Source organism: Limnobaculum allomyrinae, assembly GCF_016649425.1.
GTDB classification, from domain to species: domain Bacteria; phylum Pseudomonadota; class Gammaproteobacteria; order Enterobacterales; family Enterobacteriaceae; genus Limnobaculum; species Limnobaculum allomyrinae.
Map to the genome: position 1 here is coordinate 24,416 of NZ_JADRCR010000007.1, position 21,185 is coordinate 45,600.

Genomic DNA, 21,185 nt, shown 5'->3' on the forward strand with positions numbered 1-21,185 from the left:
CTATGCTCTGGCCGATGACAGAGTTATTATTGGCTAACGTGTGGTTTATTAAATTTCAATCAAGGATATTCAATGGCTATTGAATGGATATTGGCGTACTTATTGCTGGGTGCTGTAGTCGGTTTTATGGCTGGTTTGTTAGGCATTGGTGGTGGTGGCATCATGGTACCCATCTTAACAACTATTTTTGCCGCTCAGGGGATCCCACAGGAGCATCTGGTTCATCTGGCTTTAGGCACCTCGATGGCTTCGATTGTGATAACCGCATTTTCAAGCTTAAGAGCACATAATCGTCATCAGGCTGTTCTATGGCCTGTAGTCTGGAAAATTACCCCAGCAATACTGGTTGGCACTTTATCAGCAACCTGGTTAGCCGCATTGTTACCTACAAAAGCATTAGGAATATTCTTTTCCTGTTTTATGGCTTACGTGGCTTTACAAATGATTTTGAACATTAAGCCTAAACCCAGTCGTCAATTACCTGGTACTGCCGGAATCTCTATTGCCGGGCTCTCTATTGGCGGTATCTCTGCACTGGTTGCTATCGGTGGAGGCTCACTCACCGTCTCCTTCCTGACCTGGTGTAACGTTCGTATACAACATGCCATTGGAACATCTGCTGCTGTTGGTATGCCAATCGCCCTGGCTGGTAGTATTGGTTATATGATTAATGGCTGGAATACACCCAACACGCCTGATTACAGTGTCGGTTACGTCTATTTTCCTGCTGTTATTCTTATCTCTTTATTAAGCTATTTTACTGCACCAATCGGAGCCCGACTGGCTCACAAAATGCCGGTCGCAACACTTAAAAAGGTTTTTGCCTGTTTATTGATGGTGTTAAGCCTGAAGATGCTACAAACGATATTTTTCGGTTAATCACCGTTATCTGATTATCTGATCAAATGTGAAGGGTTAGCCTAAGCTAACCCTTTAATTTTAAATTCTTTGGCATCCATAATACTTACTATATCAGGATAATAAACAGTTTCTGGAACTGATACTCCCCTTCTACGCCATTAATATTATTAAGTTTTGGATTCACTCTGCGCCAAAAACTCTAACGCTGACGTAGCAATTCTACCTTTTTCAGAATCTGCAGAATCTTTATGTATGACTCGTAACAACCGCTCCGTTATTGATTCTTTACTTACCGGAACCTTTTTTTCACATAGCTTAACGACCGTTTCACCGATGATTTTCTGTATAGCATCCATTTTTTGAGACATAAGCCACCTGTGCATAGTTGGTTGAATTTTCATTAAGCTATAAATATCTTAAATATTCAAGGGATTATTCTTTTATCTTTTCGCTTAAAATCGCACTTGTTAATAACACTTCTCTCACTTAATAATGTCGATAATTTATGCTCAATGAAAAAATATAATTATCTTTCATACTATTTGGTTATGGTTTTATAGCAAAAATGAATAAACCGAAATTATTCATAATTACAACAAGTTAGAAGTAAAGAAAGGTAAATCATAATATTATCGTTATAGCTCATTGATATTTATTAAAAATCTACTTACTACCCTTTTTTGACAAATCGATGTGTTGTTAAATAATTATAACGTTATTGTAATTATCCTTAACTTAATTATCTATCGAGGCACCACCATGAAAGTGTTTAAATCTCTGATAATTACCCTTGTAGCAAGCTGTTTTTCTCTTAGCGCATTTGCTGCAACGGAGATCACTCAAGAGCAGGCAAAAGCCAATAATTACGAAAAAATTGGTGTTGTAGATGTAACTAAAAAAGTAACTCAATCACCAAGCGATATCAGCGAAGCGCTATCAAAACTGGCTGATGAAAAAGGTGGTAAATATTTCGTTATCATCGCCGAAGGTGGAAATAATGAAATTCATGCATCTGCAGATGTGTATAAATAATCATTTCTAATCTATCCAAGAGAAATACCATCCAATGGTATTTCTCTTGATGACATAATATTCCCATATGCCATCAGAAAAAACGTCACTTAGTCTTGATGAGTTAGCAAATAGCATCAAACAGGGCAGCATCGAATGATATTTTTCGGGGTGATAGTAAAAAAGTGACTTACAAGACTATATCTCAGAGGTTCTTTTATCAGCCGGTAAACGCCTTCCCTTTGTATGGTTCTCCATTAGGATAAACTTGGGTGGTCTGATATCAACGAAAACACGTTATAATTATTTTATATCTAATTATTTCTCAGGCAGTTATCTATTTTTTTATATTTCGATAAACTCTCAACATTGCCATCAGGCAAAAAACGGCTAATGTCACCATTTACAATATATTTATATTCATCATTAGAAACATAGACATATTCTATTTTTTCAGTAACGTTATCGTTTGTCTTCAAATAATACTCACTCTTAACTCTAAACTCATACTTATGTTTTTGCGGGTTTCTATCAACGCTAACAAAAAAATCATTATCTTTCTTAAAATATGAAATCACTCTCATAGTACCAATTTTGTTAGCATCAATGACAGCATCACCAAACTTGCCATCATTAAAATATGCTTGTTGAGAATCGACCGTTTCACATTTCCATTCACCACCAACAAGCATGTCTTCTGTAACTTGGCTATCTCCACCACATCCGAATAAAAACAATACAGGTATAACAAAAATCATCGTAACCGTAATTCCTCTCATTTAACCTCACATCAATATAATCACTTGAATAAAATTTAAAAATTATCAGTTTCATTCAATAATATCGCAATCTTGCGAACAGCATAAACGATGCTTGTACTACACTTAAAATTTAACTAGCAACAAGAGAGATCGCATGAAGTACTGGCGTGTAATAACTGGTGTGGCCTTATCCCTGGTGCTGACGGCTTGTAAATCTCCGACACCGCCGGATGGGGTAAGCCCGATTACTAATTTTGATGCTACTCGCTATTTAGGCAAATGGTATGAAGTAGCCCGTTTAGAAAATCGTTTTGAACGAGGACTTGAGCAGGTTACTGCCACCTATGGAGAGCGTAATGATGGTGGATTGTCTGTCCTGAACCGTGGGTACGACCAATCAAAAGGACAGTGGAAAGAGAGCGAGGGAAAAGCCTACTTTACCGAAGCATCAACTACAGCATCACTAAAAGTCTCTTTCTTTGGCCCATTTTACGGTGGCTATAATGTGATTGCTCTGGATGACAACTATCAGTATGCACTGGTTAGCGGCCCTAACCGGGACTATTTATGGATACTGTCGCGTACACCAACTATTCCAGACAGTATTAAACAGCATTACCTCAATATCGCTCGTGAGCTGAAGTTCCCTGTAGACCAATTACTTTGGATCGCCCATTAAAAAAGCATGACGGCTTTGATGAAGTAATCTCATACAACAAAAGAGTCGTTAGTTCTGACGCCCAAAAAGCAAAACGGGCTAGCCGTTAAGCTAACCCGTTGATAATTCTGGCGGAGGAGGTGAGATTCGAACTCACGGTAGGTTGCCCTACGACGGTTTTCAAGACCGTTGCCTTCAGCCGCTCGGCCACTCCTCCGCAACGGCGTGAAATATAGAACAGCTTGAGGTACCTTGTAAAGAGGATAATTCAGCTATTTTGATCGTTCGGCTGAAAAAACATCAAAAACAATGTTTTTTGTCGATTTTAACGCCAGTTCTCACGGGTCTATCAAAAGACTAACTGACATTTCTCTCTATAACACCTTCTCCAGACCCAATTTTTTAATTTCAATTTTCGGGCATTTATTCATCACAACTTTTAATCCGGCTTTCAGAGCTATCGCTTCGGCTTCAGGATTAATCACATCCAACTGCAACCACAAAACCTTAGCACTAATGGCTATCGCCTCTTCAGCAACCGCATAAGCTGCATCTGAATTACGAAAAACATCAACCATATCTACCGGACGATCGATCTCTTTTAAACTGGCAAAAACTTTCTGCCCTTGTAAGGTCTGCCCTGCCAATTTAGGGCTAACAGGAATAACGTCATAACCCTGAGACAACAGGTAGGCCATGACAACATAGCTGGCACGTGCAGGCTTATCACTGGCCCCTACCAGGGCGATAGTCCTCACTTGCTGTAACACACTCTTTATTTCGCTTTCTTGCATCATCATTCACTCCTACCATTATTCTTTCTGTTTTGTCTCAGTTTAGTCGCCAGACCGATGTTCCGGTTAAGGCGAAGATCAATAAGATGTATACTTTTATATATTATCGCTTTTTTCCGAAACAGAGTTTCAGTAGTCTATACAGAATAACTAGCTAAATAGAGGTTTGGTTCCATATGCAACTAACAACACGAACAATTCCAATACAAAAGAACATTGCACTGGTTGCTCACGATCACTGTAAACAGTATTTATTGAAATGGGCTGAAGACAACAAATCCGTTTTAGCCAAGCATAAACTATTTGCCACAGGCACTACCGGAAATTTAATTCAGAGAACAACAAATGTTCCTGTTTCCAGTATGCTTAGCGGCCCAATGGGCGGGGATCAGCAAATTGGCGCTATGATCTCTGAAGGTAAAATTGATGTATTAATCTTCTTCTGGGATCCGCTAAATGCCGTCCCCCATGATCCTGATGTTAAGGCTTTATTGCGACTGGCTACCGTCTGGAATATCCCTGTAGCCACGAACCGGGCAACTGCCGATATGTTGATATGCTCAGGCCTGTTTGAAAAAGAAATCGTTATTGATATTCCTGATTATCAAAAATACCTTCAAGAGCGTCTGAAATAACACCAGTCCTGACCTTAATCCCGATTGTGATAACGGGATTAGGGTTTTCGTTTTATTACCGCACCATGATCCGCTAATTGTTTAACAAACATCGATGGTGATTCAGGATCCTGCAATAGCCACACCTGATATTTAGCCCGCGTTAATGCCACATACAACAAGCGCCGCTCTTCAGCATAAGGAAAACGCTCCGTTTGCGGTAATAACACCTGCTCGATGACAGAACTGGTTTCTATAGATGGAAAACCATCACGTCCTGAGTGTAATCCAGTAATAATCACGTATTCAGCCTGTTGTCCTTTACTGGCATGCATTGTCATAAATTCAATATTCAATTTTGGCCATCGTGTTGAGGCTTTAGCCAAAACAGTAGGCTTAGAATAGTGATAGCGACCCAAAACAAGAATTCTTTCATTCTGCTTTACGTAGCTACTTAACTTATCGAACAACGCTTCTAACTGACTATCGGGCAATATAGTAATGGGATGTTTTTCTCCCTGAATCAGACTGGAGACATCTCTTTTTATCTGTTGCGGATTTTGCTGAATATAACGGCTGGTAATGTCACTCATGCTTTGACCAAAACGATAAGTTAAATTCAAGTGGCATTGCTCACCTACCCCAAAGATATGATGAAAATTTGCAGTCAGTTGCTGTTCTGCTCCACTGAAACGATATATGGACTGCCAGTCATCACCAACAGCAAACAGGCTACTTTCCTTTTGTTGTGCACGTAGCGCATTAATCAACGCAGCTCTCTGAGGTGAAATATCCTGAAACTCATCAACCAAAATGTGGCACCAGGGGCTAATAAACTTTCCCTTTTCAATCCAGTTAACCGCTTGATGGAGTAAACCAGGAAAATCCACTGCGCCCTCTTCTTTTAATGCTTTTTTCCAGGCCTTTAACAGAGGCGATAATAAGCGTATTTTTTTCTGAAAATCTGCTTTCAACTCTTCTGGCGCTGACTCAATCATTTCAGCCTGACTTCCGCCATGATTGCGAATTAAACCAAGCCAGTAATCTAACCTCACAGCTAAACGCTCACATAACACGCGGTCTTTCCAAAATGTTTCTTCAGCCAGTTGCCATCCTAACTCTTGAGATAACCAGTTTTTCCAACCGGATGCCTGACTTTTTTTCTCAGCGCACTCAGACTGCCATTGTTCAATCAAGAATTGTTGCCGGGTTTTAGTATCCGTCTCCAGCTTGCTAATAATTGGAACTTTTTTGCTGCACTGGCTAATTATTGATAACGCCAAAGCATGAAATGTTTTAGCCTGAACATCTGTTTTGCCCAAACGTTGCTGAATTCGGCTGTTCATTTCATCGGCAGCATTACGCCCAAATGCCAGTAACAACACTTCCTCAGCTGTGGCTTCTTTGCGATAGAGTAACCAACCAGCTCTGGCAACCAAAACAGACGTTTTACCACTACCTGCCCCAGCCAATACCAACACATTTTTTTCACCACTAATAACAGCTCTGCATTGGGCTTCGTTAAGCGGTTGAGTTTCTATATGCTCAAAAAACTGACGATGCTGCTTTAACATGGTTTGAACCCAATATCGATTGCTCGTCTCAAGCAATTGATTACCCATCGTTAACCATTTTGAACAAAATGAATAACAAGGTTGGCAGTTAGCGAACTCAGCTAAACGTTCAACAGGTAACGGAATTGAACTAATCGTTATAGTAATTTCATCCTGAATCTCCGATAGATCATCCTGAGTAAGCCATCGTTCCTGCTGTAAACGAACGTTAATTTTTTCCGATTGTTGTTTCAACATAGCGGCAGCAATCAGGCTCATCTCTTCTCCCCACTGCTGCCAGGCACTCATTAAATGATGATAAAACCGTTGAGTCTCTTGCCATTCTGTACCGTGAAGACGCACTACTTTTTGCCCGGGTAATTCAAATTCTAACTCTCCCCAGACAATGCCCATTTTACAGCGAACAGCAACCAATTGATTGAAAGGTATGGTATAGGCGTGCTTTGGACCACTGACTTCAACACCAGCATTCAGCATCTTCACCCGATTATAGGGATGCTGAGCTAAATGTTGCCCAACTGAAGTTGATTTCAATTCCATAGTGTTTACAACGCCTGTTTTGTGCAATAAAAATTCTAATCACAGTTTACCCTTTATTACGCTGCGCTCTCCAGCCAGAAACTGCGAAATATGCTGAATTTATCAACTGGAAATATAAACAGTAACTGTTTTCCATTGAGTAAAATCGAATAAACCGTAACAATACACTTGTTTTATCTATTCTCTTATCATTGTGCGGAGTTACCTGATGCGTAGTATATTAAATATACTCAATTTTATTCTCGGTGGTGTGTTCACAACATTAGGCTGGTTATTGGCAACAATCGTAACCATTGTGCTGATATTTACCCTACCATTAACGCGTTCCTGCTGGGAAATAACCAAATTATCACTGTTCCCATTTGGTAATGAAGCCATACATGTTGACGATCTCAATCCTGATGAGAAAAACACATTAATGAATGCAGGTGGAACCGCCCTGAATATTTTTTGGTTTATCTTTTTTGGTTGGTGGTTATGTTTGGCTCATATCTGTGCCGGTATCGCTCAGTGTATTACCATCATTGGTATTCCTGTGGGAATTGCTAACTTCAAAATAGCGGTAATCGCTCTTTGGCCAGTAGGCCGTCGTGTTGTCTCTGTTGAAGTAGCACAAGAAGCTCGCATATCAAAAGCCAGACGCCAGCTTCAACAGCGCTAAGTTTTAATCTTTTATGAGTAGCAGGATACGGATGTGATTTCATTGATATTAGGGCTTCGCCGTTACTTCTATAATAGTAATTTGCTCTATAGCATCCGTATCTTTATCGCGCTAACCGGAGTGGTGTTTGTTCCCTGGTGGATTAATCAAAGCTTACTTACGCTTCCATTAACTCTTGGTGTTGTTGCTGCTGCATTAACTGACCTGGACGATCGCCTGACAGGACGTCTACGTAATTTGTTGATTACGCTTATCTGTTTCTTTTTAGCCTCAGTTTCTATTGAACTATTGTTTCCCTATCCCTGGCTATTTGTTATTGGTTTACTTTTCTCAACGGCAGGTTTTATTCTGTTGGGATCCCTGGGACAACGCTACGCCACTATCGCTTTTGGTGCTTTACTTATCGCCATCTATACCATGCTGGGGGAATCGTTATATGCATCATGGTACATACAACCAGTCTTATTGCTGGCCGGGGCAATTTGGTATAACTTCATTACTCTGTTAGGGCACTTGATCCTACCTATTCGCCCATTACAGGATAATCTTGCGCGCTGTTTTGACAGTCTGGCTAACTATCTTGATAGCAAATCAATGTTGTTTGACCCGGACGAAGAACATCAATTTACTGACCAACTGATTCACGCCACCATGGCAAATGGCGTATTGGTTAGCACGTTAAACCAAACCAAAGTTTCACTGCTTACCCGCCTGAAAGGTGACAGAGGCCAACGTAGTACCCGCAGAATGCTACATTACTATTTTGTTGCTCAAGATATTCACGAACAAGCCAGCTCTTCTCACGCCCAGTATCAACAATTAAGTGATGCGCTACGCTATACCGATATTCTTTTTCGCTTCCAGCGGCTATTGACTTTACAATCAAAAGCGTGCCGAAGCATTGCCTACTCTATCCGATATCAGCAAAAGTATGTTTATGATACCTATCAGACTCAAGCGATTATGCATCTGGAAAAAAGTTTATCTAATCTGGAGTCCAGTCATAGCTTGCCGGTCGCTATGACACAATCATTACAACATCTGCTGAATAATTTAAAAGCTATTGATTCTCAGTTAAATAACATCGAGTCAGAACAAACCACGAATACTCAATCAGTACAAGACAGTATGCTGGCCGATGACAAACTCACCGGATTAAAAGATATCTGGTCAAGAATTTCTCAAAATCTGACGCCACAATCAGCCCTGTTTCGTCATGCCGTTAGAATGTCTGTGGTTTTGTGTATTGGGTACACCATCATTCAACTGGCCGATTTGCAAAATGGATACTGGATTATGTTAACCAGTCTATTTGTTTGTCAGCCCAACTATAATGCAACCCGGACGCGTCTGACGTTAAGAGTTGTCGGTACCATTGCCGGTATTTTATTGGGACTGCCAATCCTATACTTTGTTCCTTCTCAGGAAGGACAGCTCATTTTGATTGTTATCAGTGGAGTTCTATTTTTTACTTTCCGAAATGTTCGCTATGCTTATGCAACCATGTTTATCACACTATTAGTACTTTGCTGTTTTAACCTGTTGGGAGAGGGCTTTCAGGTCGCGCTTCCCCGGATTATTGATACGCTAATAGGTTGTGGTATTGCCTGGGCTGCCGTTAGCTTTATTTGGCCCGACTGGAAATTCAGACATTTGCCCGTAGTACTAAAAAAAGCTACTGATGCAAACTGCCGCTATCTTGATGCCACACTGGAACAATATCATCAGGGTAAAGATAATAGTGTCGATTATCGAATAGTACGACGTAATGCTCACAATTGTGATGCTGAACTTGCTTCGGTTATTTCAAGTATGGCCGCTGAGCCAAATAAAGACTCTCATCAATTAGATAATGGTTTCCGCTTACTCTGCTTAAACCACTCTCTACTGGGTTATATTTCAGCATTAGGCGCCCATCGGGAACAGTTAACTAACAGTCCTGAAACGCTGTCTCTGCTCGATGATGCCGTCTGCTATATTGATGATGCGTTACAAGTAGATGCGGCACAGAATGAAAGAATTATTTCAGCGCTTAATACGATTAATCAAAAAATTAAAGTACTCAGCAATCATTCTGAAAATAAAAACCAATTAGTTACACAGCAACTAGCGCTAATAATTGGGTTACTACCTGAGTTTATCTCTTTGTCAGATACAATCTATTCTGAGATAAGGGAATCTCCGGTATCTACCAAGTAAGAGCGCTATTTATTGAATTAATTGATTTTACCAGAATCTACACAACTACTTTTTTGTCTTATCGTAAAGTTTGAGCTGTTCGGTCAAATCATTACGTATTTCTGTGGGTAAAGTAACTACATGACACCCTTCTATTGCACCGGCTAATGAAAAAAGTAGATCAGATTTAATACCCTTTTTCATTTCTCGAATCTTAATGAAAGATTGTAAAGCTCCCAGATGAAATAGTTCTTCGCAGGATTTGATTCCCGCTTGTCTTAACATTCGTTCGATTGTCAGATTAAGATTGGGTAAATCCTTTATTCTTACATACTCCTGAGTATCTTTTTCCCTCATTTCAGATGATGCAGCAGAAAGTGCATAAGTAGCAAATCGCCGTAAAACTTGTTTGTTCTGCCATAAAGATTCATTCACATGATAATACTTCAACAATACCGGGATCCCCCTCTTGCTATAAACAAACTGATTCATACCATAAGTGACAAAAATTGATTCCAGTTGGTTATTGGCTCTTAAATAAAACTTATCTTCAGATACTAATCCAAACATTACCTTGCCTTTACATATCCCATAGCCCCCAAACATTGAACGAGATGTGAGTTCTCCCAAATCACTAAAATGCTCAATGACGTTCCTGACTAATTGTTTGGTATCTTCTCTGTCCATGTGACCTCTTATGTTGTTTTTGATAAATGACTTATGTTTAGCCCGATACGTAACGGCATAAAGTAACGTAACGAAACTATTTTCAACATAATCAATTTTCAAAAAATATCTAGAAGTAATAGTGAGTTAATACATAATTAATGCAAAATTTGCGAAGCACCATGAAAATACTTGATTTCCCCCAACGCCTACAGTACTGTATAAAAACACAGTATGATTATAGGTGATTAAAATATGCGCTCAATACAACAAACACATCATAACGCTTCATATGCATTAACTAATGCCATAGGCAACAGCCAGAAGCATGTTTATACCGCCAGTCAGGTGAGTGAAATCGTTTACGACCCACAAAATCCATTCACACTTCATTTGTTACTACCTTTTCTTCAGCAATTAGGCCATCAGCCTCGCTGGCAGCTTTGGCTTTCACCTGAGCGTCGTTTAAATCGTTACTGGATTAATAGCCTGGGATTACCAGAAAATAAAACTATTGGCTTAAATGCAGTTTCAACTGAAAACACTATTGAGATGATGGAGAAAGCATTGCGTAGCAGTAACTTCAGCTCCGTAATTGCCTGGTTACCTGCAATTAGCCCTGAAATTAAAGAGAGATTAAACCAGGCAGCAAAAGAAGGTGATTGTTATGGATTTATCTTACAATCTCTTCCTGTGTTACAGCGTTCCCTGCAACATAACGATATGTTTGGCATATCTCATTGGCACTAATCGATACTGTCTCTTATACAATCGATTAATATGTCTATATGATTACCAAATGCATGGTGATACATAAAATGATACATAAAAATAGTTATATTGTGTAATTTAGCCCAATGCGTTGTGAAAGATAAGATAACACCTAAGCATTAAGACTTATTTTAAGTAAGTCTTTATATCCACCAATTACTCTGTTCTCATTTTGTAAGTGCGTACATTAATAAACTAAAAATGAAGGTTACATATTAAATGTGGGGGGATATTTGCAGGCATTTTCCCGCTGATGATTATCGCTTGATGTTATTACTTCCTGTGATAAAGGCTCTTTTTATCTCTAATCAGAAACAACTCTTCCCTCCGTATCAAACAATTGGATTGTTAGCTCTCACGATATCTTTACTTAAGCTAACATAACCTTACAAAGCACTTGTGGTGTAATTTTATGTTACATAATTACCATCTATTAATAGCACAGAATGCTTAACACCTGCCGTTCTTCTCTCATAATCATTAATTTATCGCTATTAATTATTCGACTTGATTATTATACTGCCGCTCAGATTAGCTTTTAATTAAGAGTTACAAACGTAACACAGGCGTTAATAATTAAACTAATCAGGATATTTTTATCTGCTTTTAGTACTCAACACTTGTAACTTTTCTTACACGTTGTAAACTTTACCTTGATTAGGTTGCTTTATGGTTCCGGATTCTCGATGTCAGTCATGGATTGATGAGGGTACTTTAACTTCGAACTTTAAAACTAGAACCGTATAGCATTAACTTATATCACTACTATTTTAGATGATAACGAGGCGCAAAATGAAAAAGACAGCAATTGCACTAGCAATGGCACTGACCGGTTTCGCTACTGCAGCGCAAGCCGCACCATTAGACAACACTTGGTACACTGGTGCTAAAGTGGGCTGGTCTTCTTACCATGACACTGGTTTCTACAAAAACACCGGTCTTGATTCACTGAACAACCAAAATACTCACCCTAACCAATTAGGTGCTGGTGCTTATTTCGGTTATCAAGCTAACCAATATTTAGGTTTTGAATTAGGTTATGACTGGTTAGGTCGTATGACTTACCGTGGTGATAACAGTGCCGCTTATAAAGCTCAAGGCATCCAATTAGCAGCTAAACTGAGCTATCCAGTAATGAACGATCTGGATATCTACACCCGTTTAGGTGCTATGGGCTGGCGTGGAGACACTAAAGTTCATCCAGCAACTGGTGGTGAATACAAAGCTCACGATACCGGTATTTCTCCACTGGCAGCAGTTGGTGTTGAATACGCTATCACTCCAAGCATCGCTACTCGTTTAGATTACCAGTGGGTTAACAACATCGGTAACGGCGATTCTGACAGTGTTGGTACTCGTCCAGACAACGGCATGCTGAGCTTAGGCGTAGCTTACCGTTTTGGCCAAGCTAAACCAGCTCCAGCTGTAGTGGCTGTACCAGTTGTTGAAACCAAGCGTTTCACTCTGAAATCTGACGTTCTGTTCGCTTTCAACAAAGCAAACCTGAAGCCAGAAGGTAAGCAAGCTCTGGATCAATTATACGGCGAATTAAGCTCAATCAACCCAACTAACGGTTCTTTAGTTGTTCTGGGTTACACCGACCGTATCGGTTCTGAGAAATACAACCAAAAACTGTCTGAGCAACGTGCTCAGAGCGTTGTTAGCTACTTAGTATCTAAAGGCATCCCTTCTGATAAGATTTCTGCTCGTGGTTTAGGCAAATCTAACCCAGTTACCGGTTCTACCTGTGATGGTATGAAACGTGGTGCAGCTCTGATCGACTGCCTGGCTCCAGACCGTCGTGTAGAGATCGAAGTTAAAGGCGCTAAAGACGTTGTAACTGAAGTTAAAGAAGCTGTTAGAAAGTAATAGCCTTCTGATATAGCTTTATACAAAAAACCCCGCTTTGCGGGGTTTTTTATTTTTCTAATAAGTCACGTCAGAATTTCTCTGTTTCACATCCGGTGTCACTTATCCTGAGTTAAGATAGCTTTCAGGTCCTGCTTTAATAACGACATTTGACTAGCATATTGCTCTTTTCTTTCTGCATCTTCGATAAGCTGAACAATCGTTTCAGATAATGTTGCCCCACGACGCTGAGACAAGGCAGAAAGACGCTGCCATACCAAAAACTCCAGATCGATAGATTTTTTACGTGTATGCTGCTGTTCTGCATTAAAATGACGCTTACGTCTGGCCCTGATAGTTTGTTTTAATCGGTTTAATAAATCAGGATTAATATGTGCGCCAATCCATTCCTGAACCCGATGTGGCTCATTTTCTAACTGTAGCAACTCATCCACTTTTTCCTGAGCTGCACTATATTCTATATAGCGCGTTATCTCTTCACCTTCCCGGTGCTTTTTAACCAAATACTTCCACTTCCACCCACTTTCAAGATTATCTAATTGCTGATATTTCATAAAACACCTATTGAGTGACCGTGTAACATTTGTAGCATAGCAGCTTTTGAGCCCTTCTCAAGACTTTGTCCTTACTGTTTTATTGTCATTGTCTATAATATTGACCAGACAATTGGTTAACTGAATCACAGGAGTATGAACTCTGTGTGTTTCTTGTATAATCTCGTTTTCCTTTTTGAATTAAACAGCGAATACTTTGACTATCAATCGACTTGAATGGCAACAGTTATTGCCAAATACCGCTGCCTGTACAGGCCTGTTCGAACGAGAATATCGTCGCGAACCACTAAACATTGCAATCACGCAGCCTCGTTTGCAGAAGTCTTTGCATACCTTCTGTCATCAACATGCAACTGCTTCACCGTTCATGTTGATAAAAGCTGTTGATAGCCGAGCTTATCTTTCACTAATCCATGACACGGTAAAAAATATTCAGCCAACAGGTTCTGAAATTTTTGGTAGCCGATACGAAATTAATAATGCAGTTATCAGCCGTGTTGATGCTCAAAGTAAAAGCGATAATTTTGCAGCTACCGACGACTGTCTGTATGAAGAATGGCTGGAAACAGAACAACTGTTTGGTTGTCTGCGTAAGCATAATGATAGCTATACGCTGGAACCCGGGCTGATTCATAAAGCGAACGGGGGGATTCTGATTCTTTCTGTTCGTACTTTATTAACTCAGCCACATTTGTGGTTCCGTTTAAAACAAGCGGTAGTCAGCCAGCGTTTTCAGTGGTTTTCTGTTGATGATACCCGTCCTTTACCACTTTCAATTCCTTCGATGCCATTAGAGCTAAAAGTTATTTTAGTTGGTGACCGTTACGGACTGGGTGAACTTCAGGAGTTAGAACCGGAACTGATTGAGCAGGTTATTTATACCGAATTTGAAACCGATCTCGTCGTTAATCAGGACGAAGATATTGTGACCTGGTGTGAATATCTTAATTCAGTTGCCAGTCATTACCAGTTACCTTCAATCGATGCCAGCGCCTATCCTTCACTCATTAATATTGCAGTTAGAAAAAGCGGCGATCAGGAAAAGCTTCCTCTCTGCCCTCAATTACTAAGTCATATATTAAGCGATGCCGTGCCTTTTGCTGCACCAGCTATTACTGCTCAGTCTCTGGAACAGTCAGAACAGGAAAAGCTGTGGCGCGAGAGCTATCTATCTGAAATGGTATTGGATGATATAGATCTTGGTCAGGTACGCATTGAAACCGAAGGTTTTGTCATTGGGCAAATTAATGGATTATCTGTTTTAGAATATCCGGGACATCCTCGCGCGATGGGAGAACCGTCTCGTATTAGCTGTGTGGTTCATCTGGGTGATGGAGAAATCACAGACGTAGAGAGAAAATCCGAGTTAGGTGGAAATCTGCATGCCAAGGGCATTATGATTATGCAGGCATTCATTGCTGCAGAACTGGCCTCAGACCAACAGTTCCCCTTCTCCGGTTCTATCGTGTTTGAACAATCTTATGGCGAAGTCGATGGTGACAGTGCCTCTTTGGCAGGTCTGTGTGCACTAATGAGTGCATTATCACAACAGCCTATAAATCAACAAATTGCTGTAACCGGTTCAGTCGATCAATTTGGTAATGTCCAAACCATCGGCGGAATTAACGAAAAGATCGAGGGATTCTTTGATGTTTGTAATAGCCGTGAACTGACCGGCTCTCAGGGCGTCATTTTACCGCTAACAAATATACGTCACCTCTGTTTAAAGAATGACGTTGTCGAAGCGGTAAAGGCCGGTCGTTTCCATTTATGGGCTATTGATCATGCGCAAGATGCCTTGCCATTACTGACGGGACTACCTTACGTTGATGAAAATAAACCAAGCATTATTGGTTCCATTCAGGAACGCATTACTCAAGTAGCAGGAAACGATCGTAATCGCCTTCCATGGCCGTTTCGTTGGCTTAATTGGTTCAATCGCGGCTGATCGGACTTGTTCAGCTTACAACTGTAAGCTAATCTAGTGCGATATTACTGATGGGTATACTGCCCTTTTACATATTCAAAAAATAAGGTTAGTTCAATTATGTTTGAAAAACGCGAATCCTATACAAAAGAAGACCTGCTTGCTTCAGGTCGTGGTGAACTGTTTGGTGCAGGCGGACCTCCATTACCAGCACCAAATATGCTAATGATGGATCGCATTGTAAAAATGACCGAAACCGGCGGGCAGTATGACAAAGGTTATGTAGAAGCAGAATTAGATATCAATCCCGAACTGTGGTTCTTTGGCTGCCACTTTATTGGCGATCCCGTTATGCCTGGCTGTTTAGGTCTGGATGCAATGTGGCAATTAGTGGGCTTCTATTTAGGCTGGTTAGGTGGTGAAGGTAAAGGCCGCGCATTAGGCGTTGGTGAAGTTAAATTAACCGGCCAGGTATTACCAACCGCTAAAAAAGTTACTTATCGTCTACATCTGAAGCGTATCGTTAATCGCCGTTTAATTATGGGATTAGCCGATGGTGAAGTATTGGTCGATGGCCGTGTCATTTACACTGCAACCGATCTGAAAGTGGGTCTGTTCAAAGATACAAGTGCATTCTAAGCAGCTCATTTGTTGATTTAGAATGATACTTTCCATCGTAATAAAGGCGTATTTCATCACAATGAAATACGCCTTTATTGTTTTATCTATTTAATGATTGTTATTTAAACATTACTCAATCGAAATGAATCAACTCGATTATGATAAAAAATTGAATAGTTGATCATCTCGCAATGGTGACAGCAAATAGAACTTTCCCAGACTTCTCCCTTATAAGGCGCTTTTGACAGCAATATTTGCTTGCAGTATGGACAGTGATAGACCAATGAATGTTCATTTTCCTCAATAGTGCCCACACTCAATGATTTGTTGCCTCGCATTATTTATCCTTGTTTATATTCTGTTTTTCCTCAGGCAACACTTAAGACGGCACAACCTCAAAAAACTTAAATCAAAATACTCAATTTATCGTTAAAAAAGCCATAAATTGATGGCACGCGATCTCATCAGGGTTAACTAAACTATTAGTTACAGAACAAATCCTCTCAGGTATCTGTAGACTTGCCCCCACACTAATCGCCATAATGGTCCTATTATTCAGCTGTCACGGAGTCATGATGAATCAGGAAAAGCTCTATATTGAGAAAGAACTGAGCTGGTTATCGTTCAATGAACGAGTGTTACAGGAAGCTGCTGATAAAAGTAACCCTCTGATTGAGCGGATCCGTTTTTTAGGTATCTATTCCAGCAACCTCGATGAGTTTTATAAGGTTCGTTTTGCCGATGTAAAACGGCGAATTCTGATTAAAGAAGAACAAGGATCTGCGTCCAGCTCCAGACAGGTTCTAAAAAAAATTCAGGCTAAAGTCTTAAAGACCGATCTGGAGTTTGACAACCTGTACAATGAACTCTTGCTGGAAATGGCTCGTAATCAGGTGTTTTTGATTAATGAACGTCAACTATCAGAGAATCAGCAAACCTGGTTACGCCATTACTTCAAGAATCATCTGAGACAACACATTACTCCAATCCTGCTTAATAATGACATTAGCCTGCTTGAGTTTTTGAAAGACGACTATACCTACCTGGCCGTTGAAATCGTGGTTAATGCAGAAAAAAAAGAATATGCCCTGTTAGAGATCCCATCTAACAAGGTCTCTCGTTTTATTACTTTGCCACCTGAACCGCCTCGCCGTCGCAAACCAATGATCTTGCTGGATAACATTATTCGTTTTTGCCTTGATGATATTTTTAAAGGCTTCTTCGACTATCAGTCTCTCGATGCCTACTCGATGAAAATGACTCGGGATGCGGAGTATGACCTGGTAAACGAAATGGAATCCAGTTGGCTTGAACTGATGTCCTCCAGCCTGAAACAGCGTCTCACGGCAGAACCTGTACGCTTTGTTTATCAACGTGATATGCCAAATGACATGGTAGAAATATTGCGCAAAAAGCTGGGAATTTCATCCTATGACTCGGTGATTCCCGGTGGCCGATATCATAACTTTAAAGACTTTATTAGTTTCCCGAACGTCGGTAAGGCCAATCTGGTTAATAAACCGTTGCCTCGCTTAAGACATATTTGGTTCAATAATTTTCGCAATGGTTTTGATGCCATCAAAGAGCGTGATGTATTACTCTACTATCCTTACCACACTTTTGAGCATGTTCTTGAGCTGGTTCGTCAGGCATCGTTCGATCCCAATGTATTGGCCATCAAAATTAATATTTATCGGGTTGCCAAAGACTCACGCATCATCGAATCAATGATTAATGCCGCCCACAATGGTAAAAAAGTTACGGTGGTTGTAGAGCTGCAGGCTCGTTTTGATGAAGAGGCCAATATTCACTGGGCTAAACGCTTAACTGAAGCGGGAGTTCACGTTATTTTTTCAGCTCCAGGCCTGAAAATTCATGCAAAACTTTTCCTTATTTCCCGTATAGAAGATGGCCAGATTGTTCGTTATGCCCATATTGGTACCGGTAATTTTAATGAAAAAACTGCTCGTCTCTATACTGACTTCTCTCTGCTTACGGCAGATTCCCGTATTACTAATGAAGTACGTCGGGTCTTTAACTTTATTGAAAACCCTTATCGTCCCGTTAGTTTTGAACATTTACTGGTTTCGCCACAAAACTCTCGTCTCATGCTTAATAAGCTTATTGACAGAGAAATCTCTTTTGCTCAGGCAGGATTGGATGCCGGTATCACCTTAAAAATTAATAATCTGGTAGACAAAGAACTGATTGACCGGCTTTATGCGGCTTCTGGTGCTGGCGTAAAAATTCGCCTTATTGTACGCGGGATGTGTTCACTGGTGCCTAACTTGCCCGGCATTAGCGAAAATATCCAGGTCACCAGTATTGTTGATCGATTCCTCGAACATGCTCGTGTCTATATATTTGAGAATCAGGGTGACAATCAGGTATTTATCTCTTCTGCTGACTGGATGACTCGTAACATTGACTACCGTATTGAAGTGGGTGTTGCCATCCTCGATCCAGTACTGAAACAGCGGGTTCTGGACATTATTGATATTCAACTATCCGATACGGTAAAAGCCCGCATTATCGATAAAGAGTTAAGTAATCAATATGTGCCACGGGGAAACCGCAGAAAAGTTCGTTCACAAATTGCCATATATGACTATCTGAAAGCATTGGAACAGCCGACCACCATAGAGTCGACGGATATAGCAGAGAAATAATAATGCACTTAAACGATTCAATAACAACAAAACCACAAGAAATCGCAGCTATTGATTTAGGATCCAACAGCTTTCATATGGTTATCGCCCGTGTTGTTAACGGAGCATTGCAGATTTTAGGCCGCTTAAAGCAACGGGTTCATTTGGCCGATGGGCTGGATAAAGACAATTACCTCAGTGAAGAGTCGATACTGCGTGGACTTAACTGCCTGAGCCTGTTTGCTGAACGCCTTCAGGGATTTTCTCCGGACAGTGTGCGCATCGTCGGTACCCATACTTTACGACTGGCAGTAAACGGTCAGGATTTTCTGCAACGTGCCAGTGAAATTTTGCCCTATCCTATTGAGATTATCTCCGGGCAAGAAGAAGCCCGCCTGATTTATATGGGAGTAGCCCATACTCAGCCAGAAAAAGGGCGTAAATTAGTCATTGATATCGGCGGAGGCTCCACCGAATTGGTTATTGGTGAAGATTTTTCCCCTATTATCGCTGAAAGTCGACGTATGGGATGTGTCAGCTTCGCCAGACAGTTTTTCCCCAATAATGAGATAACTAAACAAAATTTCCAACGCGCGCAACTGGCAGCAGAACAAAAGCTGGAAAATCTGGCCTGGCAATACCGAATTCAGGGCTGGCAATATGCTTTAGGCGCATCAGGAACGATTAAGGCAGTACATAATGTCCTGATTGAGGAGATGGGGGAAAGAGACGGCATAATTACACCTGAGCGTCTGGAGCAAGTGGTTAATGCCACGCTAAAATTCAAATCCTTTGCTGCTATCGATTTAGATGGATTATCTCCTGATAGACAAAGCGTTTTTGTTCCCGGACTGGCTATTTTATGCGGTGTATTTAATGCGCTGGCAATTAAAGAGTTAAGATTATCTGATGGCGCGTTACGAGAAGGTGTTTTGTATGAAATGGAGAGTCGTTTCCGCCATCAGGATATTCGCAGTAGAACAGCAATTAGTTTAGCTGAGCATTATAATATCGATCGGGAACAAGCCAATCGAGTATTAACGACGACCCAAACATTCTATGCCCAGTGGCTTGCTCAAAATTCTTCTCTGGTCAACCCCCAGTTAGAAGCGCTGCTTGGCTGGGCAGCAATGTTACATGAAGTCGGCTTAAGTATTAACCATAGCAATATGCAGCGCCATTCCGCCTACATTCTTCAAAACACCAACCTGCCGGGGTTCAATCAGGAACATCAGCTTCTGTTAGCCTCTTTGGTTCGTTTTCATCGTAAAGGGATAAAGTTGGATGAACTTCCCAGTTTTAATTTAGTGAAAAAACGTCAGTTTATTCCACTAATCCAAATTCTTCGCCTGGCTATCCTATTAAACAATCAGCGTCAGGCAACAACAGAACCTGAATATTGCCGACTCTATAGTGATGATTACCATATAACGCTGATTTTCCCGGCACAGTATTTAAGTAAAAATAGCCTGGTACTGGCCGATCTGGAACGGGAGCAGGAGTATTGGGAAGATGTAGCCGGTTGGAAATTATTACTGAAAAGCGATGACGAATAGCCTGAATACTAAACGTTAAGCAGAAAAAACGCCGGTATATAACCGGCGTTTTAATTTAATAAGGTTAACTAAATCAGAACTTGTAACCAACGCCAAACATAAATGCCCATGGGTCAAGACGGGTACTGACGCTATGACGAGTACGATTACCTGCTGCATCCGTTGATGTGAAGTTAACATCAGTATCGATGTTCATCCACCAAACAGATGTATTCACTACCCAGTTTTTATCAACGTTGTAGTCAACACCAGCTTGTAACGCTACACCCCAGGAATCATCAACGCTTAAGTTACTTAAGCCAGCACCTTTACCGGTGTTGTTGAAGTCTTCGCTAAAGAATGTGGTGTAGTTAATACCAGCACCCAAATAAGGACGCCATGTGCTCTCTTTAGTACCAAAATAGTACTGAGCCATCAATGATGGTGGTAAGTGCTTAACGGTTGCAATCGTGCCTGTCGCTTTTAAACCAACATCATGATTGAACGGTGTAGCACCTAATAATTCAATACCGATGTTATCAGTAATCATGTAACCGAAAGTTAATCCGAGCTGTGTATCATTATTTACGTTGAATGAGCCCAGACCCAACACGTTATCAGAACCTTCATTCGGTCTTACTGTAATTGAACCAGCACGGAATAAAAAATCACCGGCCTGATGAGCAAAAGCAAATGAAGGCGCTAATGTTGCAGCAATTAAACAAACCAGAGGGAGTTTTTTCATTATCCATGTTCCTTTTAGGGTTAATGTGTGTGAAATATACCCCCTTAGTAGTAAAATTGATCCAATGCAGATCACAGTTCCTGACAAAAATTGACAAAAGAGTGAACTTAACAAGTTAATTGTTTTCTATCGGGTTTCTATATTTGACCGAGATCAATATTTAATAATATACAACGCATTTAACAACGCTTATATCA

The 21,185-nt window shown here is 40.5% G+C and carries 19 protein-coding genes and 1 tRNA gene; 12 read left to right on the top strand and 8 right to left on the bottom strand.

The window, feature by feature from the left end; all coding sequences use genetic code 11:
- The first annotated feature begins 72 nt into the window (after nt 1-72).
- The gene (locus tag I2494_RS13450) at nt 73-879 is read left to right on the top strand and encodes a sulfite exporter TauE/SafE family protein (RefSeq protein ID WP_218467282.1); all 807 of its coding nucleotides are present in this window, start codon (nt 73-75) and stop codon (nt 877-879) included.
- Nucleotides 880-1,028: 149 nt separating this feature from the next.
- Here the strand turns inward: I2494_RS13450 and I2494_RS13455 are convergent, their stop codons facing one another.
- Entirely contained in the window at nt 1,029-1,229 is a 201-nt protein-coding gene (locus I2494_RS13455; protein ID WP_218467283.1) for a hypothetical protein, read from the bottom strand.
- A 391-nt stretch (nt 1,230-1,620) separates the two neighbouring features.
- Between I2494_RS13455 and I2494_RS13460 the strand changes: the two genes are divergently transcribed.
- Nucleotides 1,621-1,893, top strand: coding sequence for a YdgH/BhsA/McbA family protein (locus I2494_RS13460; RefSeq protein ID WP_218467284.1), 273 nt, complete (start codon nt 1,621-1,623; stop codon nt 1,891-1,893).
- A 293-nt stretch (nt 1,894-2,186) separates the two neighbouring features.
- Here the strand turns inward: I2494_RS13460 and I2494_RS13465 are convergent, their stop codons facing one another.
- Nucleotides 2,187-2,651, bottom strand: coding sequence for a hypothetical protein (locus I2494_RS13465; protein WP_218467285.1), 465 nt, complete (start codon nt 2,649-2,651; stop codon nt 2,187-2,189).
- A 136-nt stretch (nt 2,652-2,787) separates the two neighbouring features.
- On the opposite strand from I2494_RS13465, the gene blc reads away from it, so the two are divergent.
- The gene (blc, locus tag I2494_RS13470) at nt 2,788-3,312 is read left to right on the top strand and encodes an outer membrane lipoprotein Blc (protein WP_218467286.1); all 525 of its coding nucleotides are present in this window, start codon (nt 2,788-2,790) and stop codon (nt 3,310-3,312) included.
- A 108-nt stretch (nt 3,313-3,420) separates the two neighbouring features.
- On the opposite strand, the gene I2494_RS13475 is transcribed toward blc, so the two are convergent.
- Both I2494_RS13475 and I2494_RS13480 read right to left on the bottom strand, forming a co-directional pair.
- Nucleotides 3,421-3,508: transfer RNA gene (locus I2494_RS13475), tRNA-Ser, on the bottom strand.
- Between the two features lie 157 nt (nt 3,509-3,665).
- Nucleotides 3,666-4,085, bottom strand: coding sequence for a CoA-binding protein (locus tag I2494_RS13480; protein ID WP_218467445.1), 420 nt, complete (start codon nt 4,083-4,085; stop codon nt 3,666-3,668).
- Between the two features lie 176 nt (nt 4,086-4,261).
- Between I2494_RS13480 and I2494_RS13485 the strand changes: the two genes are divergently transcribed.
- Complete coding sequence (locus tag I2494_RS13485) at nt 4,262-4,720, top strand: methylglyoxal synthase (RefSeq protein WP_218467287.1); 459 nt, start codon at nt 4,262-4,264, stop codon at nt 4,718-4,720.
- A gap of 38 nt (nt 4,721-4,758) precedes the next feature.
- Here the strand turns inward: I2494_RS13485 and helD are convergent, their stop codons facing one another.
- On the bottom strand, nt 4,759-6,813 hold the full coding sequence (gene helD, locus I2494_RS13490; RefSeq protein ID WP_218467288.1) for a DNA helicase IV: 2,055 nt from the start codon (nt 6,811-6,813) through the stop codon (nt 4,759-4,761).
- A gap of 208 nt (nt 6,814-7,021) precedes the next feature.
- Between helD and I2494_RS13495 the strand changes: the two genes are divergently transcribed.
- Nucleotides 7,022-7,474: a YccF domain-containing protein gene (locus I2494_RS13495; RefSeq protein WP_218467289.1), complete on the top strand. Its 453-nt coding sequence runs from the start codon at nt 7,022-7,024 to the stop codon at nt 7,472-7,474.
- 33 nt (nt 7,475-7,507) lie between these two features.
- Entirely contained in the window at nt 7,508-9,673 is a 2,166-nt protein-coding gene (gene yccS / locus I2494_RS13500) for a YccS family putative transporter (RefSeq protein WP_218467290.1), read from the top strand.
- 45 nt (nt 9,674-9,718) lie between these two features.
- Here the strand turns inward: yccS and I2494_RS13505 are convergent, their stop codons facing one another.
- Nucleotides 9,719-10,339: a TfoX/Sxy family DNA transformation protein gene (locus I2494_RS13505; RefSeq protein WP_218467291.1), complete on the bottom strand. Its 621-nt coding sequence runs from the start codon at nt 10,337-10,339 to the stop codon at nt 9,719-9,721.
- Nucleotides 10,340-10,573: 234 nt separating this feature from the next.
- Between I2494_RS13505 and sulA the strand changes: the two genes are divergently transcribed.
- Nucleotides 10,574-11,068, top strand: a complete 495-nt coding sequence (gene sulA / locus I2494_RS13510; protein ID WP_218467292.1) for an SOS-induced cell division inhibitor SulA — start codon at nt 10,574-10,576, stop codon at nt 11,066-11,068.
- Between the two features lie 813 nt (nt 11,069-11,881).
- Complete coding sequence (gene ompA, locus I2494_RS13515) at nt 11,882-12,958, top strand: porin OmpA (RefSeq protein WP_218467293.1); 1,077 nt, start codon at nt 11,882-11,884, stop codon at nt 12,956-12,958.
- 98 nt (nt 12,959-13,056) lie between these two features.
- Here ompA and matP read toward each other — a convergent pair whose 3' ends face one another.
- Nucleotides 13,057-13,512: a macrodomain Ter protein MatP gene (gene matP, locus I2494_RS13520; RefSeq protein WP_218467294.1), complete on the bottom strand. Its 456-nt coding sequence runs from the start codon at nt 13,510-13,512 to the stop codon at nt 13,057-13,059.
- A gap of 196 nt (nt 13,513-13,708) precedes the next feature.
- Between matP and I2494_RS13525 the strand changes: the two genes are divergently transcribed.
- The 4 genes from I2494_RS13525 (at nt 13,709) to ppx (ending at nt 20,264) form a co-directional block, all read left to right on the top strand.
- On the top strand, nt 13,709-15,460 hold the full coding sequence (locus I2494_RS13525; RefSeq protein WP_218467295.1) for an AAA family ATPase: 1,752 nt from the start codon (nt 13,709-13,711) through the stop codon (nt 15,458-15,460).
- Nucleotides 15,461-15,559: 99 nt separating this feature from the next.
- The gene (gene fabA, locus I2494_RS13530) at nt 15,560-16,078 is read left to right on the top strand and encodes a bifunctional 3-hydroxydecanoyl-ACP dehydratase/trans-2-decenoyl-ACP isomerase (RefSeq protein ID WP_218467296.1); all 519 of its coding nucleotides are present in this window, start codon (nt 15,560-15,562) and stop codon (nt 16,076-16,078) included.
- 557 nt (nt 16,079-16,635) lie between these two features.
- On the top strand, nt 16,636-18,729 hold the full coding sequence (gene ppk1 / locus I2494_RS13535; RefSeq protein WP_218467297.1) for a polyphosphate kinase 1: 2,094 nt from the start codon (nt 16,636-16,638) through the stop codon (nt 18,727-18,729).
- 2 nt (nt 18,730-18,731) lie between these two features.
- On the top strand, nt 18,732-20,264 hold the full coding sequence (gene ppx, locus I2494_RS13540; RefSeq protein WP_218467298.1) for an exopolyphosphatase: 1,533 nt from the start codon (nt 18,732-18,734) through the stop codon (nt 20,262-20,264).
- Nucleotides 20,265-20,337: 73 nt separating this feature from the next.
- On the opposite strand, the gene ompW is transcribed toward ppx, so the two are convergent.
- Nucleotides 20,338-20,988 carry an outer membrane protein OmpW gene (gene ompW / locus I2494_RS13545; protein ID WP_130591048.1) on the bottom strand — a complete coding sequence of 217 codons (651 nt, stop codon included), beginning with the start codon at nt 20,986-20,988 and terminating at the stop codon, nt 20,338-20,340.
- Between the last annotated feature and the right edge of the window lie 197 nt (nt 20,989-21,185).